General features: G+C 70.8%; 16 protein-coding genes, 3 tRNA genes and 1 pseudogene. 17 read left to right on the top strand and 3 right to left on the bottom strand.

What is annotated here, in order from left to right:
- Positions 1-4: 4 nt before the first annotated feature.
- The 11 genes and pseudogenes from ACNHYB_RS08120 to ACNHYB_RS08070 all read left to right on the top strand — a co-directional run.
- Positions 5-238, top strand: coding sequence for a hypothetical protein (locus ACNHYB_RS08120; protein WP_418277915.1), 234 nt, complete (start codon positions 5-7; stop codon positions 236-238).
- An 83-nt stretch (positions 239-321) separates the two neighbouring features.
- Complete coding sequence (locus tag ACNHYB_RS08115) at positions 322-1,890, top strand: OmpA family protein (RefSeq protein WP_418277914.1); 1,569 nt, start codon at positions 322-324, stop codon at positions 1,888-1,890.
- Positions 1,891-1,964: 74 nt separating this feature from the next.
- Positions 1,965-2,603, top strand: a complete 639-nt coding sequence (locus tag ACNHYB_RS08110; RefSeq protein WP_418278016.1) for a hypothetical protein — start codon at positions 1,965-1,967, stop codon at positions 2,601-2,603.
- 2 nt (positions 2,604-2,605) lie between these two features.
- The gene (locus ACNHYB_RS08105) at positions 2,606-3,946 is read left to right on the top strand and encodes a hypothetical protein (protein ID WP_418277913.1); all 1,341 of its coding nucleotides are present in this window, start codon (positions 2,606-2,608) and stop codon (positions 3,944-3,946) included.
- Positions 3,919-4,551, top strand: coding sequence for a hypothetical protein (locus ACNHYB_RS08100; RefSeq protein ID WP_418277912.1), 633 nt, complete (start codon positions 3,919-3,921; stop codon positions 4,549-4,551). Before ACNHYB_RS08105 ends, ACNHYB_RS08100 begins: the two co-directional genes overlap by 28 nt.
- Positions 4,548-5,009, top strand: a complete 462-nt coding sequence (locus ACNHYB_RS08095) for a hypothetical protein (protein ID WP_418277911.1) — start codon at positions 4,548-4,550, stop codon at positions 5,007-5,009. Before ACNHYB_RS08100 ends, ACNHYB_RS08095 begins: the two co-directional genes overlap by 4 nt.
- Positions 5,010-5,022: 13 nt before the next feature.
- A complete protein-coding gene (locus tag ACNHYB_RS08090; protein ID WP_418277910.1) occupies positions 5,023-5,460 on the top strand; it encodes a hypothetical protein in 438 nt (145 codons plus the stop codon).
- Positions 5,461-5,510: 50 nt separating this feature from the next.
- Positions 5,511-5,777 (top strand): hypothetical protein, encoded by a 267-nt coding sequence (locus tag ACNHYB_RS08085; protein WP_418277909.1) that lies wholly within the window; start codon positions 5,511-5,513, stop codon positions 5,775-5,777.
- Between the two features lie 117 nt (positions 5,778-5,894).
- On the top strand, positions 5,895-7,301 hold the full coding sequence (locus ACNHYB_RS08080; RefSeq protein ID WP_418277908.1) for an FAD-dependent oxidoreductase: 1,407 nt from the start codon (positions 5,895-5,897) through the stop codon (positions 7,299-7,301).
- Positions 7,302-7,462: 161 nt separating this feature from the next.
- Complete coding sequence (gene htpX / locus ACNHYB_RS08075; protein ID WP_418277907.1) at positions 7,463-8,356, top strand: zinc metalloprotease HtpX; 894 nt, start codon at positions 7,463-7,465, stop codon at positions 8,354-8,356.
- Positions 8,357-8,404: 48 nt separating this feature from the next.
- Positions 8,405-9,043 (top strand): annotated as a pseudogene (locus tag ACNHYB_RS08070) (potassium channel family protein); the annotation flags it as partial.
- Between the two features lie 281 nt (positions 9,044-9,324).
- Here the strand turns inward: ACNHYB_RS08070 and ACNHYB_RS08065 are convergent.
- The 3 genes from ACNHYB_RS08065 to rarD all read right to left on the bottom strand — a co-directional run bounded on the left by ACNHYB_RS08065 (position 9,325) and on the right by rarD (position 11,740).
- On the bottom strand, positions 9,325-10,203 hold the full coding sequence (locus ACNHYB_RS08065) for an HAD family hydrolase (protein WP_418277906.1): 879 nt from the start codon (positions 10,201-10,203) through the stop codon (positions 9,325-9,327).
- On the bottom strand, positions 10,200-10,694 hold the full coding sequence (locus ACNHYB_RS08060; protein ID WP_418277905.1) for a YajQ family cyclic di-GMP-binding protein: 495 nt from the start codon (positions 10,692-10,694) through the stop codon (positions 10,200-10,202). The genes ACNHYB_RS08065 and ACNHYB_RS08060 overlap by 4 nt, the downstream gene beginning before the upstream one ends.
- Before the next feature lie 101 nt (positions 10,695-10,795).
- The gene (rarD, locus tag ACNHYB_RS08055) at positions 10,796-11,740 is read right to left on the bottom strand and encodes an EamA family transporter RarD (protein WP_418277904.1); all 945 of its coding nucleotides are present in this window, start codon (positions 11,738-11,740) and stop codon (positions 10,796-10,798) included.
- Positions 11,741-11,875: 135 nt separating this feature from the next.
- Here rarD and ACNHYB_RS08050 point away from each other — a divergent pair.
- The 6 genes from ACNHYB_RS08050 (at position 11,876) to ACNHYB_RS08025 (ending at position 13,461) form a co-directional block, all read left to right on the top strand.
- A tRNA-Tyr gene (locus tag ACNHYB_RS08050) sits at positions 11,876-11,957 on the top strand.
- A gap of 109 nt (positions 11,958-12,066) precedes the next feature.
- Positions 12,067-12,139 (top strand) — tRNA-Thr (locus ACNHYB_RS08045).
- A 65-nt stretch (positions 12,140-12,204) separates the two neighbouring features.
- Positions 12,205-12,281 (top strand) — tRNA-Met (locus ACNHYB_RS08040).
- Between the two features lie 87 nt (positions 12,282-12,368).
- Positions 12,369-12,539, top strand: coding sequence for a 50S ribosomal protein L33 (gene rpmG, locus ACNHYB_RS08035; protein WP_106267369.1), 171 nt, complete (start codon positions 12,369-12,371; stop codon positions 12,537-12,539).
- Between the two features lie 26 nt (positions 12,540-12,565).
- On the top strand, positions 12,566-13,027 hold the full coding sequence (locus ACNHYB_RS08030; protein ID WP_418277903.1) for an FAS1-like dehydratase domain-containing protein: 462 nt from the start codon (positions 12,566-12,568) through the stop codon (positions 13,025-13,027).
- Entirely contained in the window at positions 13,027-13,461 is a 435-nt protein-coding gene (locus ACNHYB_RS08025) for a MaoC family dehydratase (RefSeq protein ID WP_418277902.1), read from the top strand. The genes ACNHYB_RS08030 and ACNHYB_RS08025 overlap by 1 nt, the downstream gene beginning before the upstream one ends.
- Positions 13,462-13,535: the final 74 nt, after the last annotated feature.

Here is a 13,535-nt window from a genome sequence, read left to right as displayed (position 1 = left end):
AATCGTGGAGAAGTTCTCGGGCAAGGTTCTCGCGGCACAGGTCGCTCTCACCGGGTTCATCGCGGGCGCCTTCGAGCGTGCCCGGGACGAGCGCGGCCAGGGTTCCATCGAGTACGCCGGCATCGTCGTGGTCGTCGTCGCCATCATCGCGGCGATCGTCACCTTCGCCACCCCGATCGGTAGCGCCATCGCCGGCAAGATCAGCGAGGCCGTGGACAGCTTCTCCGTCGGCGGCTGATCGCGGGCAGACTAGTCGGCGGCGGGGGAGTGCGACTCCTCCGCCGCTCTGTCCGTCAGCAGCAGGTGAGGAGCGAGCGACTCGTGAGTTGGAACAAGCTGGTCAGCGGGGCCATGGTGGCGTCGCTGGCGCTGGTGCTCTCGGCGTGCACGGACGACGAGCCCGTCGACACCCCGTCGAGCGCCCCGCCGGCATCGGCGGCCGAGTCTCCTGAATCTCCTTCACCGACTGTCGAAGCCGTCGAGGGGGTGTCGGGCGAGCGAGAGTACTACGGTGTCCCCCTCCAGGTGACCGTTGGTCCCGTGCAGTCGACGGGCGACCTGGCTGCGGTGCCGATGGAGGTCGTCGTCGATCCGTCGGCGGACCCGACGCTCGTCGCCGAGGCGCCCCAGCTCGGCCTGACGCTCGCCGGCGCCGACATCCGGGCGGGCGCGAGCGCCGCCGGAGCGTCAGGGCTGCGACTGGTGGACGGAGCGTCGGTCCTCCCGGTCGGGGTGTCTGCCGACTCCTCCTTCACCGCGACCAGGGGTGTCCTCCCGCTGGATGCCACCACGCCGGTGACGGCAGTCTCGGTCCACGCCGCACCGGAGGGCGAGACCGTCGACGTCCTCCTTCCTCGGCTCGGCATGTTCCGGGACGTCCCGGTGGTGGATGCCGGGGCCGAGTTCGACGCCACGCTCGCCGAGGTCGGCGAACCGGTCGAACCCCCTCGGTACGAGCTGCGGTCCTTCTCCGCGACCGTCGACGACGTCGCCTCCACGTCGGAGGAAGGGGACGTGGTCACCGTGACGCTGACCTCGGACGTGCTCTTCGACTCCAGCGAGCACCGTCTGGATGCGGCCGCGAAGGACGCCGTGGCCGATGTCGTCTCCCAGATCGAGGAGGCTGCGGGGTCCGGTCAGGTGAGCGTGGTGGGGCACACGGACGACGTCGACACGAACGCCTCCAACCAGAAGCTGTCCGAACAGCGTGCAGACGCGGTGGCGGCCGAGCTGCGCTCCGGGCTGGGGGGCGGCTACGAGGTCTCGAGCGAGGGCCGCGGGGAGAGCGAGCCGGTCGCGGCCGGGACCAGTTCCCAGGCCCGCGCTGCCAATCGACGGGTCGAGATCGTGTTCACCGCCGAGCAGGAGGAGCCCGCCGCGCAGGACGACGGCGAGGGCGACCTGCCCGCGGCCGACGTCCCGGAGAGCACCGGCGGGGACCCCGTCGCCTTCGAGGGTGCGACACCCGGGCAGGAGTTCGAGATCGAGGCCGTCGAGATGGTCCGCACCGACGAGGGCATCGTCGGTTCGCTCCGCCTGACCCAGCTCTCTGGGCCCGAGGTCGTCGCCGGGGTGCTCGGCGGGGACACCTACTCCGGCTTTGCGGCCAAGCGAGGTTTCGCAGACTCCAACCAGCTCGCCGGCCTGCACGAGGTCGCCCTGCTGACGGGGGACGAGCGGGTCTTCGCGCTCGACTACGAGGTGCCCGAGGGCACGCCGTTGTCCATCTCGTCACGCCGACTCCTCGGTGAGGAGCTCATCGACTTCCCGCTCCCGGCCGAGGGCGGGATCCTGGTCACCGGCGTCTGGCCCGACACGGGCCAGGACACCGTGACGCTCGAGGCGACGAAGCGGTTCCGGCTCGCGGACGTCCCGGTGAGCGACTCGTGAACCTGCGCGGACGGCGTGCCGATGGCGCCCAGGGCTCCGGTGAGCGGGGATCCATCCATGTCGCCGTGATCCCGATGATCGTCGGGCTCCTGGCGGCGGCGACCCTGGTCATCGTCGTCCTGGGTGCCGTCACCGGAGACCGGCGCGAGTCGACGACGGCCGCGGACGCTGCTGCGCTGGCGGCGGCGGAGGTGTGGGACGACGAGCTGGAGGAAACCTTCACGTGGCACGTCGGGCAGTCGGAGCACGTCGCGTTCTGGGCTCTCGCCGGCACACCGGTCTCGGCCACGATCGATGCCGGTGCCATGGAGGCGAAGGCCTCGGAGTTCGCCCAGCGCAACGGCTCGGACCTGGCGAGCTTCTCGGTGGACCCGGGGAACCTCGAGGTGACGGTCCACGTGCGCAACCGCTCGACGGTGCCGGAGTCCTCCACGCGGGTCCCGGCGGAGGCGACCGCCCAGATCGAGCTGACCGGCGGACTGTGCTTCTCCGGCGGCCAGATCGGCTACCGCTTCGGCTGGGGGTGCCGGACGCAGCCCGAGGCGGCGCCCACCCCGCCACCGGAGACAGCCACTCCGACCCCGTCGCCCTCGCCGTCCGACGGCGAGGAGCTCGAGCCCGAACCCACTGACGAACCCACCCCGTGGACGCCACCGCCGTTCGTGCGGCCGGACGTCGATCCGTACGAGAGCGAAGTGGTCCTGACACGATGATGATGCGCAGACTCCGAGGCCGCACCGTGCTCCTGCGAGGGGAGCGAGGTGCTGCCGCCGTCGAGCACGTCGGCGTCATCGTCGTGGTCGTGGCGATCGTGGTGGCGCTCCTCGTGGCGATCAGCCCGGTCGGACAGGCCGTCGCCGGCAAGATCTGCGAGGCGGTCGGCGCGAGCTGCGGCTCGCCGTCCGCCGTCGAGGCCGAGGAGGAGCCCACCGAGCCGTGCGTCCTGAACTCGGACTCCGTCAACGTCGACTACTCCCTTTCTGTCGCGTTCGTGGACGTCGGCTCCGGGGTCGGCATGCAGACCGAGAAGATGAGCGACGGGACCTACAAGACGACTCTGTCCCTCAGTGGTCAGGGCGGCGCGAGCCTGACGGCGGGTGAGCTGGAGGCCAAGCTCCGCATCGGTGACTACGGCGGCGGCGTCGACCTGTCGGCATCGGCCAGTGCCGCCCAGAAGCTCGAAGGCGGTCTGGAGTACACGTTCGCGTCCGCGGACGACGCGGCCGACTTCCAGGAGTGGGCCTACCGGACCTTCGCCAAGGAGACGGCGAAGGCCGCGGCGGGACCGGCGTTCGGGCTCGGGGTCGAGTTCGTCAACTGGGCGGCCGACAAGATCACCGGCTACGACTACGAGCCGCCGGCGCCGACCGGCTTCTACGCCCAGGGTGGACCCGTCATCTCGGGTAGCGCGGGTGCTCAGGCGATCCTCGTGGGTGCCGGCGGCAGCGGCGAGTTCGCCACCGCCGTGGGATACCGGCAGGACCTCCAGACCGGGGGACGGACCGTCTACTCGAAGATCAACCTGGATGCGAGGGCAGCGTCCGATCTCGGCCTGAAGGTGCTCGCCGAGGGCGGCTACGGGACGGAGTTCGTCGCGGAGATCTCCGTGGACAAGGACGGTCAGCTCTCGGGGTTGAGCATCGCCGGTGCCGCGACGGCCGACGGAGCCTACGACCTCACCGGGATGATGGACACGCCGTTGCAGGGCGCCGGCGGATCCGGGGTGCGGGTCAAGGCCTCGTTGCCGGTGACGGACGCGAACCGGAGCCAGTTGAACGACGCGCTCCTAGAGCTCGGCATCTACGGCGGAGGATCACCTTCACGAATGGCCGGCGCTCTGAGCGGCCTGCTCGACGTCGCGAAGGACTCCGGGGAGGTCACCGCTCAGACCCTGGACGTCAGCAACAGCAACCTGGTCTCCGGAGCGCTGGGCATCAAGGCACCCGCGGTCGGGGGCGTGGGTCTCGGCATCGATTCCGGGACGAGCTCCTCGTCGTCGACGAGCGCTTGGTATCTCGGGGACCACGGATGGAACGCATGGGAGGCGTGCAGCTGATGAAGCGAGGTTTGATCATCACCGGACTGGTGGCGGTGTCGATGCTGGCGGTCGGCGGGTGTGGTGCATCCGAGTCGTCCGAGCCGGCGACGGACGGTGCACCGTCCGCGACGACGGAGTCCAGCGACGGGACGCTCACCGTGGGCACTGCGCCGACGATCGACGGCGCGAGCCCATTCTCGACCGACGGCGTCACCGTTCAGGTACCCGAGGGCTGGGTGACGGACCGGACCGAGGAGTCCGGGATCGTGCAGGTCTTGGTCTACGACCCTGCTGACCAGCTGAACCCGGTCGCCATCACGGTGAGCAGCGAGGCGAGCGACGAGGCGGTGAACGTCCAGTCCGACGTCACGTGGACACAGCTCGGGTCGGCAGGCGTGTCGGAGCTGGCGAGGCACACCGTCGAATGGCCGGCGTGGGCCTACGCCACCGGGATCACCGGTGTGGTCGAGCGCGACGGCGGCGAGACGTCGACCTTCGTGTCCGTCAGTGCCCGCGACCAGGCGGAGACGGTCATGGTGAGCGTCTCTGCGCAGACCGGTGAAGATGACCTCGAGCAGTCGCTCCAGTACCAGGTGCTCCAGACCGTGGAGCCTGCTTCGTGAACAGCACCTTCTCCTGGCGCACCGTCGGCGTCTTCGTCCTCCTCGACGCGGTGACGTACCTTCTGGCCTACTGGGTGCTCCTGCCGCTCGTCAGCGGCTGGCTGGCCGCGTGGCCGGAGGTCGTCCAGGTCGGCTTCGGGCATGTCCTGACGGCCGTCCGACTGGTGCTGGTCGGCATCCTGGTCGCCCGCGGCTACCGGTCTCGTCACGGCCTGGAGCGTCGGACCGACGTGACCGGCAGCGTCGCGGTCGGAGCCGTGCTCTCCGCCATCGGCGCGGTAGGTCTCACGCTCGCGAGCACGGCCATGATGGACGTCGCACCGCCAGACGTCGCGTCGATGGGGATCGGGCTCGTCGAGTGGGTCGCCTTCGGTTGCCTGGGTGCCCTGCTCGTGGAACCAGGCGGAGCCGAGCGTGTGCCGCTCCGGTTCCACGACGAGGCGAACAGCCGGTGGTGATGGTGACGCAGGCATGATCGACATCGAGAACAGCCCCTTCTTCCGTGGCTTCGTCCTGGTCGTCGCCCTGGCGTTCGCGGTCGTCTTCCTCGTCGTCGCCGTGGTGCTGGGACGTCGACGGCGGATCTACTCGACCGGCGTGCGCGGTTCCGGCGTGGTGATCAGGGTCGACTCCACACCGGTGATGAACCGCTATTCGGCCGTGGAGTCACCGTCGGAGATGGTGACGGTGGCGACGCACATGGCGCCGAACGGCGTGGCCCCGCAGAAGGTACCCGCCGGGCAGTACGTCGTCGGACAAGAGGTCCCGGTCATTCAGCCGGCGGGGCGGCCGCACGAGGTCCGACTCGATCGTCCAGATCTGGAGATTCCTCGGTGGAAGGTGATCGGCACGGCAGCGATGGCTCTCGTGGCGCCGATGATCGCCGTGCAGTACCTCCTCAACGGCTGACCAGGGGCTGCCGGTCCGGCCGTCCTGGTCATGTGCCGTCGTGACACGCTGTGCACGAGTCCACGCCCTCGTCCCGCCGGAACGTCGTCGTTCGCGTCGTCGTCGGTGTCGTCGGCGTCGTCTGCCTCGCCGCGATCCTGCTCGTCCAGCCGGGCCACGACGCGGTCCGGCCCGACGGCACGAGGGTCAGCTCACCGTGGGTGCTGTCCAACGGCGACCTGGTCGAGGTGTCCTACGCCGTCGACCCGGTCGGCTCGGGTGACGGCGGGGCGTCTCGCCATGTAGGACGGGGTGTTCACCTCTCGGGACGAGTGTGAGATTCTGTGGTCTGAGCCCGCATGCTGGGCAGCACGGGGATCGAGGGTTAGGCGAACCTCACCCGTCCTCGTAGAATCGAACGCCACGCAAGCACCGATCCGGAAGGCGTACTCGCTGTGAGCAGCACCCGACCCCTGCGCGTCGCGATCGTCGGCGCGGGACCCGCCGGCATCTATGCCGCGGACATCCTGTCGAAGACCGACCTCGACGTCAGCATCGACCTCTTCGAGCGTCTGCCCGCGCCGTTCGGCCTCGTGCGCTACGGCGTCGCCCCGGACCACCCGCGCATCAAGGCGATCATCAACGCCCTGCACAAGGTGCTCAGCAAGGGCGACGTGCGCCTGCTGGCGAACGTCAACTACGGCGTCGACCTCAAGCTCGAGGACCTGCGCCAGTACTACGACGCGGTGATCTTCTCCACCGGCGCCATCAAGGACGCCGCGCTGCCGATCCCCGGCATCGACCTCGACGGGTCCTACGGCGCCGCCGACTTCGTCTCCTGGTTCGACGGGCACCCCGACGTGCCGCGCACCTGGCCCCTCGAGGCCAAGGAGGTCGCCGTCCTCGGTGCCGGCAACGTCGCCCTCGACGTCGCGCGCATCCTGGCCAAGCACCCGAAGGACCTCATGGTCACCGAGATCCCGGCCAACGTGCAGGCCGGCCTCGAGGCCTCGCCCGTCACCGACGTCCACGTCTTCGCGCGCCGCGGCCCCGCCCAGGTGAAGTTCTCGCCGCTGGAGCTGCGCGAGCTCGGCCACGTGCCCGACGTCGACATCGTCGTCTACCCGGAGGACTACGACTTCGACGAAGGTTCGATGGCGGCCATCGAGGCCACCAACCAGACCAAGCAGGTCGTCAAGACGCTCACCGACTGGACGCTCGTCGACCCGTCGCAGCAGAAGGCCTCGCGTCGCCTGCACCTGCACTTCCTGCACTCCCCGGCCGAGATCGTCGGCGCCGACGGCAAGGTCACCGGCCTGCGCACCGAGCGCACCGCCCTGCAGGGCGACGGCACCGTCAAGGGCACCGGTGAGTTCCACGACTGGCCCGTCCAGGCCGTGTACCGCGCCGTCGGCTACTTCGGCTCCCCGCTGCCGGAGATCCCCTTCGACGACCTCAAGGGCGTCATCTCCAACCGTGAGGGGCGCGTCGTCGACCTCGACGGCGAGCACCTGCCCGGCGTGTACGCCACCGGCTGGATCAAGCGTGGTCCCGTCGGCCTCATCGGTCACACCAAGTCCGACGCCTCGGAGACGGTGCGCCACCTCGTCGAGGACGTCACCGGCGTCGGCGACGGCGGCGACGTCGCCACCGGTGACGCCGAGGGCGGCCGGACGGCCCCGCACGGCGAGCCGCAGCAGATCGTCGACTTCCTCACCGAGCGCGGGGTCGACGTCGTCACCTGGGACGACTTCAGCCTGCTCGACGCCCACGAGCTCGGCCTCGGCGAGGCCGCGGGTCGCGAGCGTGTCAAGGTCGTGCCCCGCGAGGAGATGATCGACATCGCCAAGGGTCGCGCCTGACCACGCGCCCGAGAGGCAGCACACGGCCCGCGAGGTAGCGTCCGGCCCGCGAGGTGGCACGGTCTTCGTGCCCGCCTCGCGGGTCGTCCGCTGTCCGCCGTCGGGGAACCGCACACGGACGTCGCACGTTGCACGGGTGTCGTCACGAGAGGAGATCAGCGGTGGGTCATCGGCACTTCAACGGACTCAAGACGGTGCTGCTCTTCGGCGTGCTGTGGGCGGTGCTGCTGGGACTCTGGGCACTGTTCTTCCGGGGCAGCCAGGGCATGCTGTTCCTCTTCACGGCCGTCGGCCTGATCGCCACGTTCGTCGGCTACTGGAACTCGGACAAGATCGCCATCAAGGCGATGCACGCCTATCCCGTCACCGAGCTCGAGGCGCCGGAGATGTACCGCATCGTGCGCGAGCTCTCCACGGTGGCCCGTCAGCCGATGCCCCGGCTGTACATCTCGCCCACCCAGGCACCCAACGCGTTCGCCACGGGACGCAACCCGAAGAACGCCGCCGTCTGCTGCACGGAGGGCATCCTGCGCCTCCTCGACGAGCGCGAGCTGCGCGGCGTCCTCGGCCACGAGCTGATGCATGTCTACAACCGCGACATCCTCACCTCCTCGGTCGCCTCCGCGCTGGCCGGCGTCATCACCTCGCTCGCGCAGTTCCTGCTGTTCTTCGGCGGCGGCGACCGCCGCGAGGGCGGCAACCCGCTGGCCGCGCTGGCGCTGGCGATCCTCGCGCCGTTCGCGGCGATGCTCATCCAGATGGCCATCTCCCGCACCCGCGAGTACGACGCCGACGAGGACGGCGCCAAGCTCACCGGCGACCCCCTCGCACTGGCCTCCGCGCTGCGCAAGCTCGAGCAGGGCACCAAGGCGGCGCCGCTGCCGCAGACGCAGTCGCTGGAGAACGTCTCGCACCTCATGCTCGCCAACCCGTTCCGCGGCGGCGGCATGGCCAAGCTCTTCGCCACCCACCCCCCGATGGCCGAGCGCATCAGCCGGCTCGAGAAGATGGCCGGCGGCACCGGGTTCGGCCCGGGCGGCATCTCCCGGTACTGACCGGGTTGCCCGCGCGTTCCCCGCGCACCTCTGGCAGGCTGACCAGCGATGTCGTCGCCGTCGTTCGCCCCCCGCAGCCTCGCCCGTCGCCGGGCCGAGGAGGAGGGCCCGCGCCTGCGCCGGTGGGAGGACGCGACCGAGTGGCCGCTGGCCGTGGTCGGCATGGGATTCCTCGTGGCGTACGCCATCCCGATCGCGCAGCCCGACGTCGATCCCGTCCTGCAGTCGGCCTGCTCCTGGTACCTCGGCCTCACCTGGCTGGCGTTCGTGGTCGACTACGTCGTGCGCGTCTACCTGGCACGACGGCGCTGGGCGTACGTGCGTCGGCACTCCCTGGCGCTCGCCGTCGTCGTGCTGCCGGTGCTGCGCCCGCTGCTCCTGGTGAGCGTGGTGACGCGCCTCAACCAGACGGGTCAACGGCGCATGCGGGGCAAGGTGGTGCGGTACGCCGTGGTCGGCACCGTCCTGCTGGTCCTCACGGGCGCCCTGGTGGTCGTCCAGGCGGAGCGGGGCCGGCCCGGCGCGACGATCCAGACGCTCGGTGACGGCCTCTGGTGGGCGATGGTCACCATCACCACCGTCGGCTACGGGGACATGGCGCCCGTCACCCCGATGGGTCGCACCATGGCCGTCGTCCTCATGCTGGGCGGCATCGCCCTGCTCGGTGTCGTGACCGCGACGCTGTCGTCGTGGCTGGTGGAGGTCGTGTCCTACCGGGACGACGACCTCGACCTCGACAGCGACCACCACGACGGTGCCGGTGCCGGTGCCGGTGCCGGTGCCGGTGCCGGTGCCGGTGACGGTGACGGTGACCGCAGCGGCGCCCGGGGGAGGGCAGGTTCTCGGACGCGGTGCCCACCTCGTTGGTGTCGCCGGAGCAGATCGCCCTGCTCACGGGTGAGCTGCGAGCGCTGCGCGCCGAGATGGCCGACCTGCGTCGCAGGCTGCCCGACGAGGAGCGCTGACCCTCACCGGTCGGCGAGGACCGCCTCCAGCACCGCCGCGACGCCGTCGTCGTCGTTGCTCGCCGTGACCGTGTCCGCGCAGGCGAGGACGTCGGGGTGCGCGTTCGCCACGGCGATCCCGCGCCCGGCCCAGCCCAGCATCGGCAGGTCGTTGGGCATGTCGCCGAACACCCACACGTCGGCGGCGTCGATGCCGAGCCGGTCGCACCAGCGGGCCAGTGCCGCGTCCTTGGTGACGCCCGCGGGCAGGAGCTCGGCGAGACCGGCGGCGCCGGAGAACGCCAGGTGGGCACGGTCGGCCGCGGCCGCGCGCACCGCGGCGAAGAACTCGTCCTGGGCTGCGTCCCCGGCGTCACCCGTCACGACGTCCCCGGGCCGGGTGGACAGGTGGGCCTCGGGTCGGACCGCCAGCACCTTGCCGACGGCCGCCGGACCATCCGCGGCCACGACGCCGTCGGGCAGGGTCTTCTCCACGGGCACGGCGCGCACGGAGTCGGGCAGGTCGGTCTCGTCCTGCGGGAACCACGGGTCGAAGGCGGGACCGTCAGGACGCTCCAGCCCGAGCGCGACACCCGGGACCGCCGCGCGCAGGTCGGCGGCCAGGGCGCGCACGACGTCGTCCTCGAAGCCCCGGACCTCCAGGGCGGTGCGGGTGGCGAGGTCCCACACGGCGGCGCCGCCGAGGCAGACGACGCGGCCGTGCCCGCCGGCGCAGTCGGCGATGGCGTCGAGCCAGCGCGGCGGGCGTGCCGTGACGAGGACGACCTCGACCCCGGCGTCCTCCAGGGCTCGCAGCGCGGTGCGGGTGCGGTCCGAGATCGTGCCGTCCGACCGCAGCAGGGTGCCGTCGAGGTCGGACGCGACGAGCCGGGGCAGGGTCACCGGTAGTTGACGAACTGCAGCGCGACGTCGAGGTCGGCGCCCTTGAGCAGGGCGATCACGGTCTGCAGGTCGTCGCGGCTCTTGGACGTGACGCGGACCTCGTCACCGGTGATCTGCGTCTTGACGGCCTTGGGGCCCTCGTCGCGGATCAGCTTGGTGATCTTCTTGGCGTTCTCGCCGGACAGGCCCTCCTTGAGGGCGAGCGGCAGCCGGTACTCCTTGCCGGACGGCTGCGGCTCGGCGTCCTCGGTGTCGAGGGCCTTGAGGGACACGCCCCGCTTGATGAGCTTGGTCTGGAACACGTCGAGGACGGCGTTGACGCGCTCGGCGCTGTTCGCCACCAGGAGGATCGCCTCGCCGCTCCAGGCGATGGAGGCGCCGACGCCGCGGAAGTCGTACCGCTGCGCGATCTCCTTGGCGGCCTGGTTGAGGGCGTTGTCGACCTCCTGGCGGTCGACCTTGGAGACGATGTCGAAACTGGAGTCAGCCATGGGGTGAGTCTACCGAGCGGAGCCGGCGCGAGCGGGGGAGTGCGGCGCCGGACCACCCCTCGAGCGTCGTGCCCGATGCGTGGACGTCGGCGGGCGACGACTCAACCGGCGTCGGCGTCGGCGTCGGCCCTGCCTCGTGCCGCTGCCAGCCGCACGGCGCGTGCCGAGCGGGTGGCGTCGGCGGTGAGGATCACCAGCGCGACCCACACGAGCGTGAAACCGACCCACCGGGTGGGGGACATGTGCTCGTCGAGCACGACGAGCCCGACGACGAACTGCAGGGTCGGGGTGAGGTACTGCAGCATCCCGACGACGGAGAGCGGCAGGCGGCGTGCCGCGGCACCGAAGAGCAGCAGCGGAAGGCCGGTCGCCACGCCGGCCGAGACCAGCAGCAGCGCGTGCCCCGCGCCCTCCTGGGCGAACGTCGACGTGCCCGCCGCGACGAGCCAGCCGAGGTAGCCGAGGGCGAAGGGGGCGGCGACGGTCGTCTCGACCGCGAGGCTGGGCAGCGCCGCGACGGTGCGGCCCACCCGGTTCTTGGTCAGGGAGTACGTGCCGAAGGACAGCGCGAGCACCAGGGAGATCCAGGGCAGCCCGCCGACCCCGGTGGACAGCACCACGACGGCGGCGACCCCGAAGCCGAGCGCCACCCACTGGGCGGGGCGCAGGCGCTCGCGGAGCGCCAGGACTCCGAGCATGGTCGTCACCAGCGGGTTGATGTAGTAGCCGAGCGCGGCGTCCAGCACGTGCCCGCTCAGGACGGCGTACACGTAGGTGATCCAGTTGACGACGATCAGCGCGGACGCGACGGCCAGCACACCGAGCGTGCGGGGCCTGCGGAAGACGGCGGTGTAGGTGCCCAGGCTCCGGGTCAGGGCGAGCAGCGCGACGCAGAACACCAGCGACCACACGATCCGGTGCGCGATGATCTCGACCGCGCCGGCGGGCTCCAGGAGGGGGAAGTACAGGGGCATGGCGCCCCACAGGAGGTACGCGCCGAGCCCCAGGGGCAGGCCCCAGCGGTCCGGGGGCGGCGGGGTGGTCACCTGCGCAGGATATGTCCGCGCGAGACGGGTGCCACCCGACCGTTGCCACGTGACCAGTGCCACCTCGGGCGGATTTCCACCTGGGCCCGAGGTGCCGCTATGGTTGTCCACGCGAGGTCGTCCGCGACCTCGCTCGGCAGGTTGCCCGAGCGGCCAAAGGGAGCTGACTGTAAATCAGCCGTCATCGACTTCGGGGGTTCGAATCCCTCACCTGCCACCGCACGGAAGGTCCCGGCCTCGGTCGAGACCCCCGGCATCTGGGGAAGATGCGGTGACGCAGACCGGATTTCGTCCGGTGAGCGTGGCCGTGTAGAGTCTTCCCCGCTGCCCCGATAGCTCAGTCGGCAGAGCGTCTCCATGGTAAGGAGAAGGTCAAGGGTTCGATTCCCTTTCGGGGCTCTGTGATGGATGTGGGTCCGCCGCCCGAGAACTTCGGGTCGACGGTCTTGCGCTCAATCACGCGCGGCGGGGTAGCTCAGCTGGTCAGAGCGCACGACTCATAATCGTGAGGTCGCGGGTTCGAGCCCCGCCCTCGCTACCAACAAGCAACACGCGGTTCGACGGCCGGCGTCGGACCAATTCCTTGACGCACGTTGCGCCTTCCGGGGGCGCGAGAGGTGAACACACCATGGCTTCCAAGAGCGCGGACGTCCGCCCGAAGATCACGCTCGCCTGCGTGGACTGCAAGGAGCGGAACTACATCACGAAGAAGAACCGCCGGAACAACCCGGACCGTCTGGAGATGGCGAAGTTCTGCCCGCGCTGCGGCAAGCACACCGCGCACCGCGAGACCCGCTGACGCGGTCCGAGCACTTCCACACCGACGTGGCGAACCCTGACTTCGCAGGACGCGAGTACCCGGCCACCGAGCCGTACTCCGTCGGACGCGAGAAGATCCGCGAGTTCGCCACCGCTGTCGGTGCCACGCACCCCGCCCACCACGATCCCGTGGTGGCGCGGGGTGCTGGCTATCCGGACGTCGTCGCTCCGCCGACGTTCGCCGTCGTCGTCGCCCAGCGTGCCGAGTCCCAGTACGTCGCGGACCCTGCGGCCGGCATCGACTTCAGCCGCGTGGTGCACGCCGACGAGGGCTTCACGCACCACCGTCCGATCGTCGCCGGCGACGAGCTGGTCACGGTGCTGCACGTCGACTCCGTGACGCAGCGCGCCGGGATCTCGATGGTGAGCACGCGGTGCGAGATCTTCGCCGCGGCCGACGACGGCGCTCCCGGGGAGCCGGTGGCCACGGTCACCTCCAGCCTCGTGATCCGCCCCGAGGAGTCCTGATGAGCACCCCGGCACGCCCGACCGTTGCCGACCTCGCCGTCGGTGACGTGGTGGCGACGCGCACCGTCGAGGTCGACCGCGCCACGCTGGTCCGGTACGCCGGGGCGAGCGGTGACTTCAACCCCATCCACTGGGACGAGCGGTTCGCGACCGAGGTCGGTCTGCCCGACGTCATCGCGCACGGCATGTGCACCATGGGTTGCGTCGTCGACGTCGTCGTCGACTGGATCGGCGACCCTGGAGCGATCCTGCGCTACGGCACCCGCTTCACCAAGCCGGTGCCGGTGCCAGCCCGCGGCGCCGCCACGGTCGAGGTGACCGCCACCGTCGGCACGCTCGACGCGGAGGCGGGCACGGCCCGCATCGACCTCACGGTCACCCACGAGGGCGCCAAGGTGCTCGGCCGCACCCAGGTCGTCGTCCGCCTGGGCTGAGCCCGGCGCAACCTGTCTCGACCCACTGCCTTCTCCATCTCCTCCGTTCGGCACCCTCCCCTGCCCCGATACCC

Origin of the sequence: Isoptericola jiangsuensis, assembly GCF_048320105.1 — a bacterium.
GTDB lineage: Bacteria > Actinomycetota > Actinomycetes > Actinomycetales > Cellulomonadaceae > Isoptericola > Isoptericola jiangsuensis_A.
The sequence above is the reverse complement of the archived record's forward strand: the minus strand, read 5'-3'. Positions and strand labels throughout refer to the sequence as shown.

What these genes read in the sequence shown, in the direction of transcription:
- ACNHYB_RS08110 (WP_418278016.1), top strand. Translation starts at nt 1,965, where the DNA reads ATGATCGTCGGGCTCCTGGCGGCGGCGACCCTGGTCATCGTCGTCCTG.
- ACNHYB_RS08105 (WP_418277913.1), top strand. Translation starts at nt 2,606, where the DNA reads ATGCGCAGACTCCGAGGCCGCACCGTGCTCCTGCGAGGGGAGCGAGGT.
- ACNHYB_RS08100 (WP_418277912.1), top strand. Translation starts at nt 3,919, where the DNA reads ATGGAACGCATGGGAGGCGTGCAGCTGATGAAGCGAGGTTTGATCATC.
- ACNHYB_RS08090 (WP_418277910.1), top strand. Translation starts at nt 5,023, where the DNA reads ATGATCGACATCGAGAACAGCCCCTTCTTCCGTGGCTTCGTCCTGGTC.
- ACNHYB_RS08060 (WP_418277905.1), bottom strand. Translation starts at nt 10,694, where the DNA reads ATGGCTGACTCCAGTTTCGACATCGTCTCCAAGGTCGACCGCCAGGAG.
- rpmG (WP_106267369.1), top strand. Translation starts at nt 12,369, where the DNA reads ATGGCTTCCAAGAGCGCGGACGTCCGCCCGAAGATCACGCTCGCCTGC.
- ACNHYB_RS08025 (WP_418277902.1), top strand. Translation starts at nt 13,027, where the DNA reads ATGAGCACCCCGGCACGCCCGACCGTTGCCGACCTCGCCGTCGGTGAC.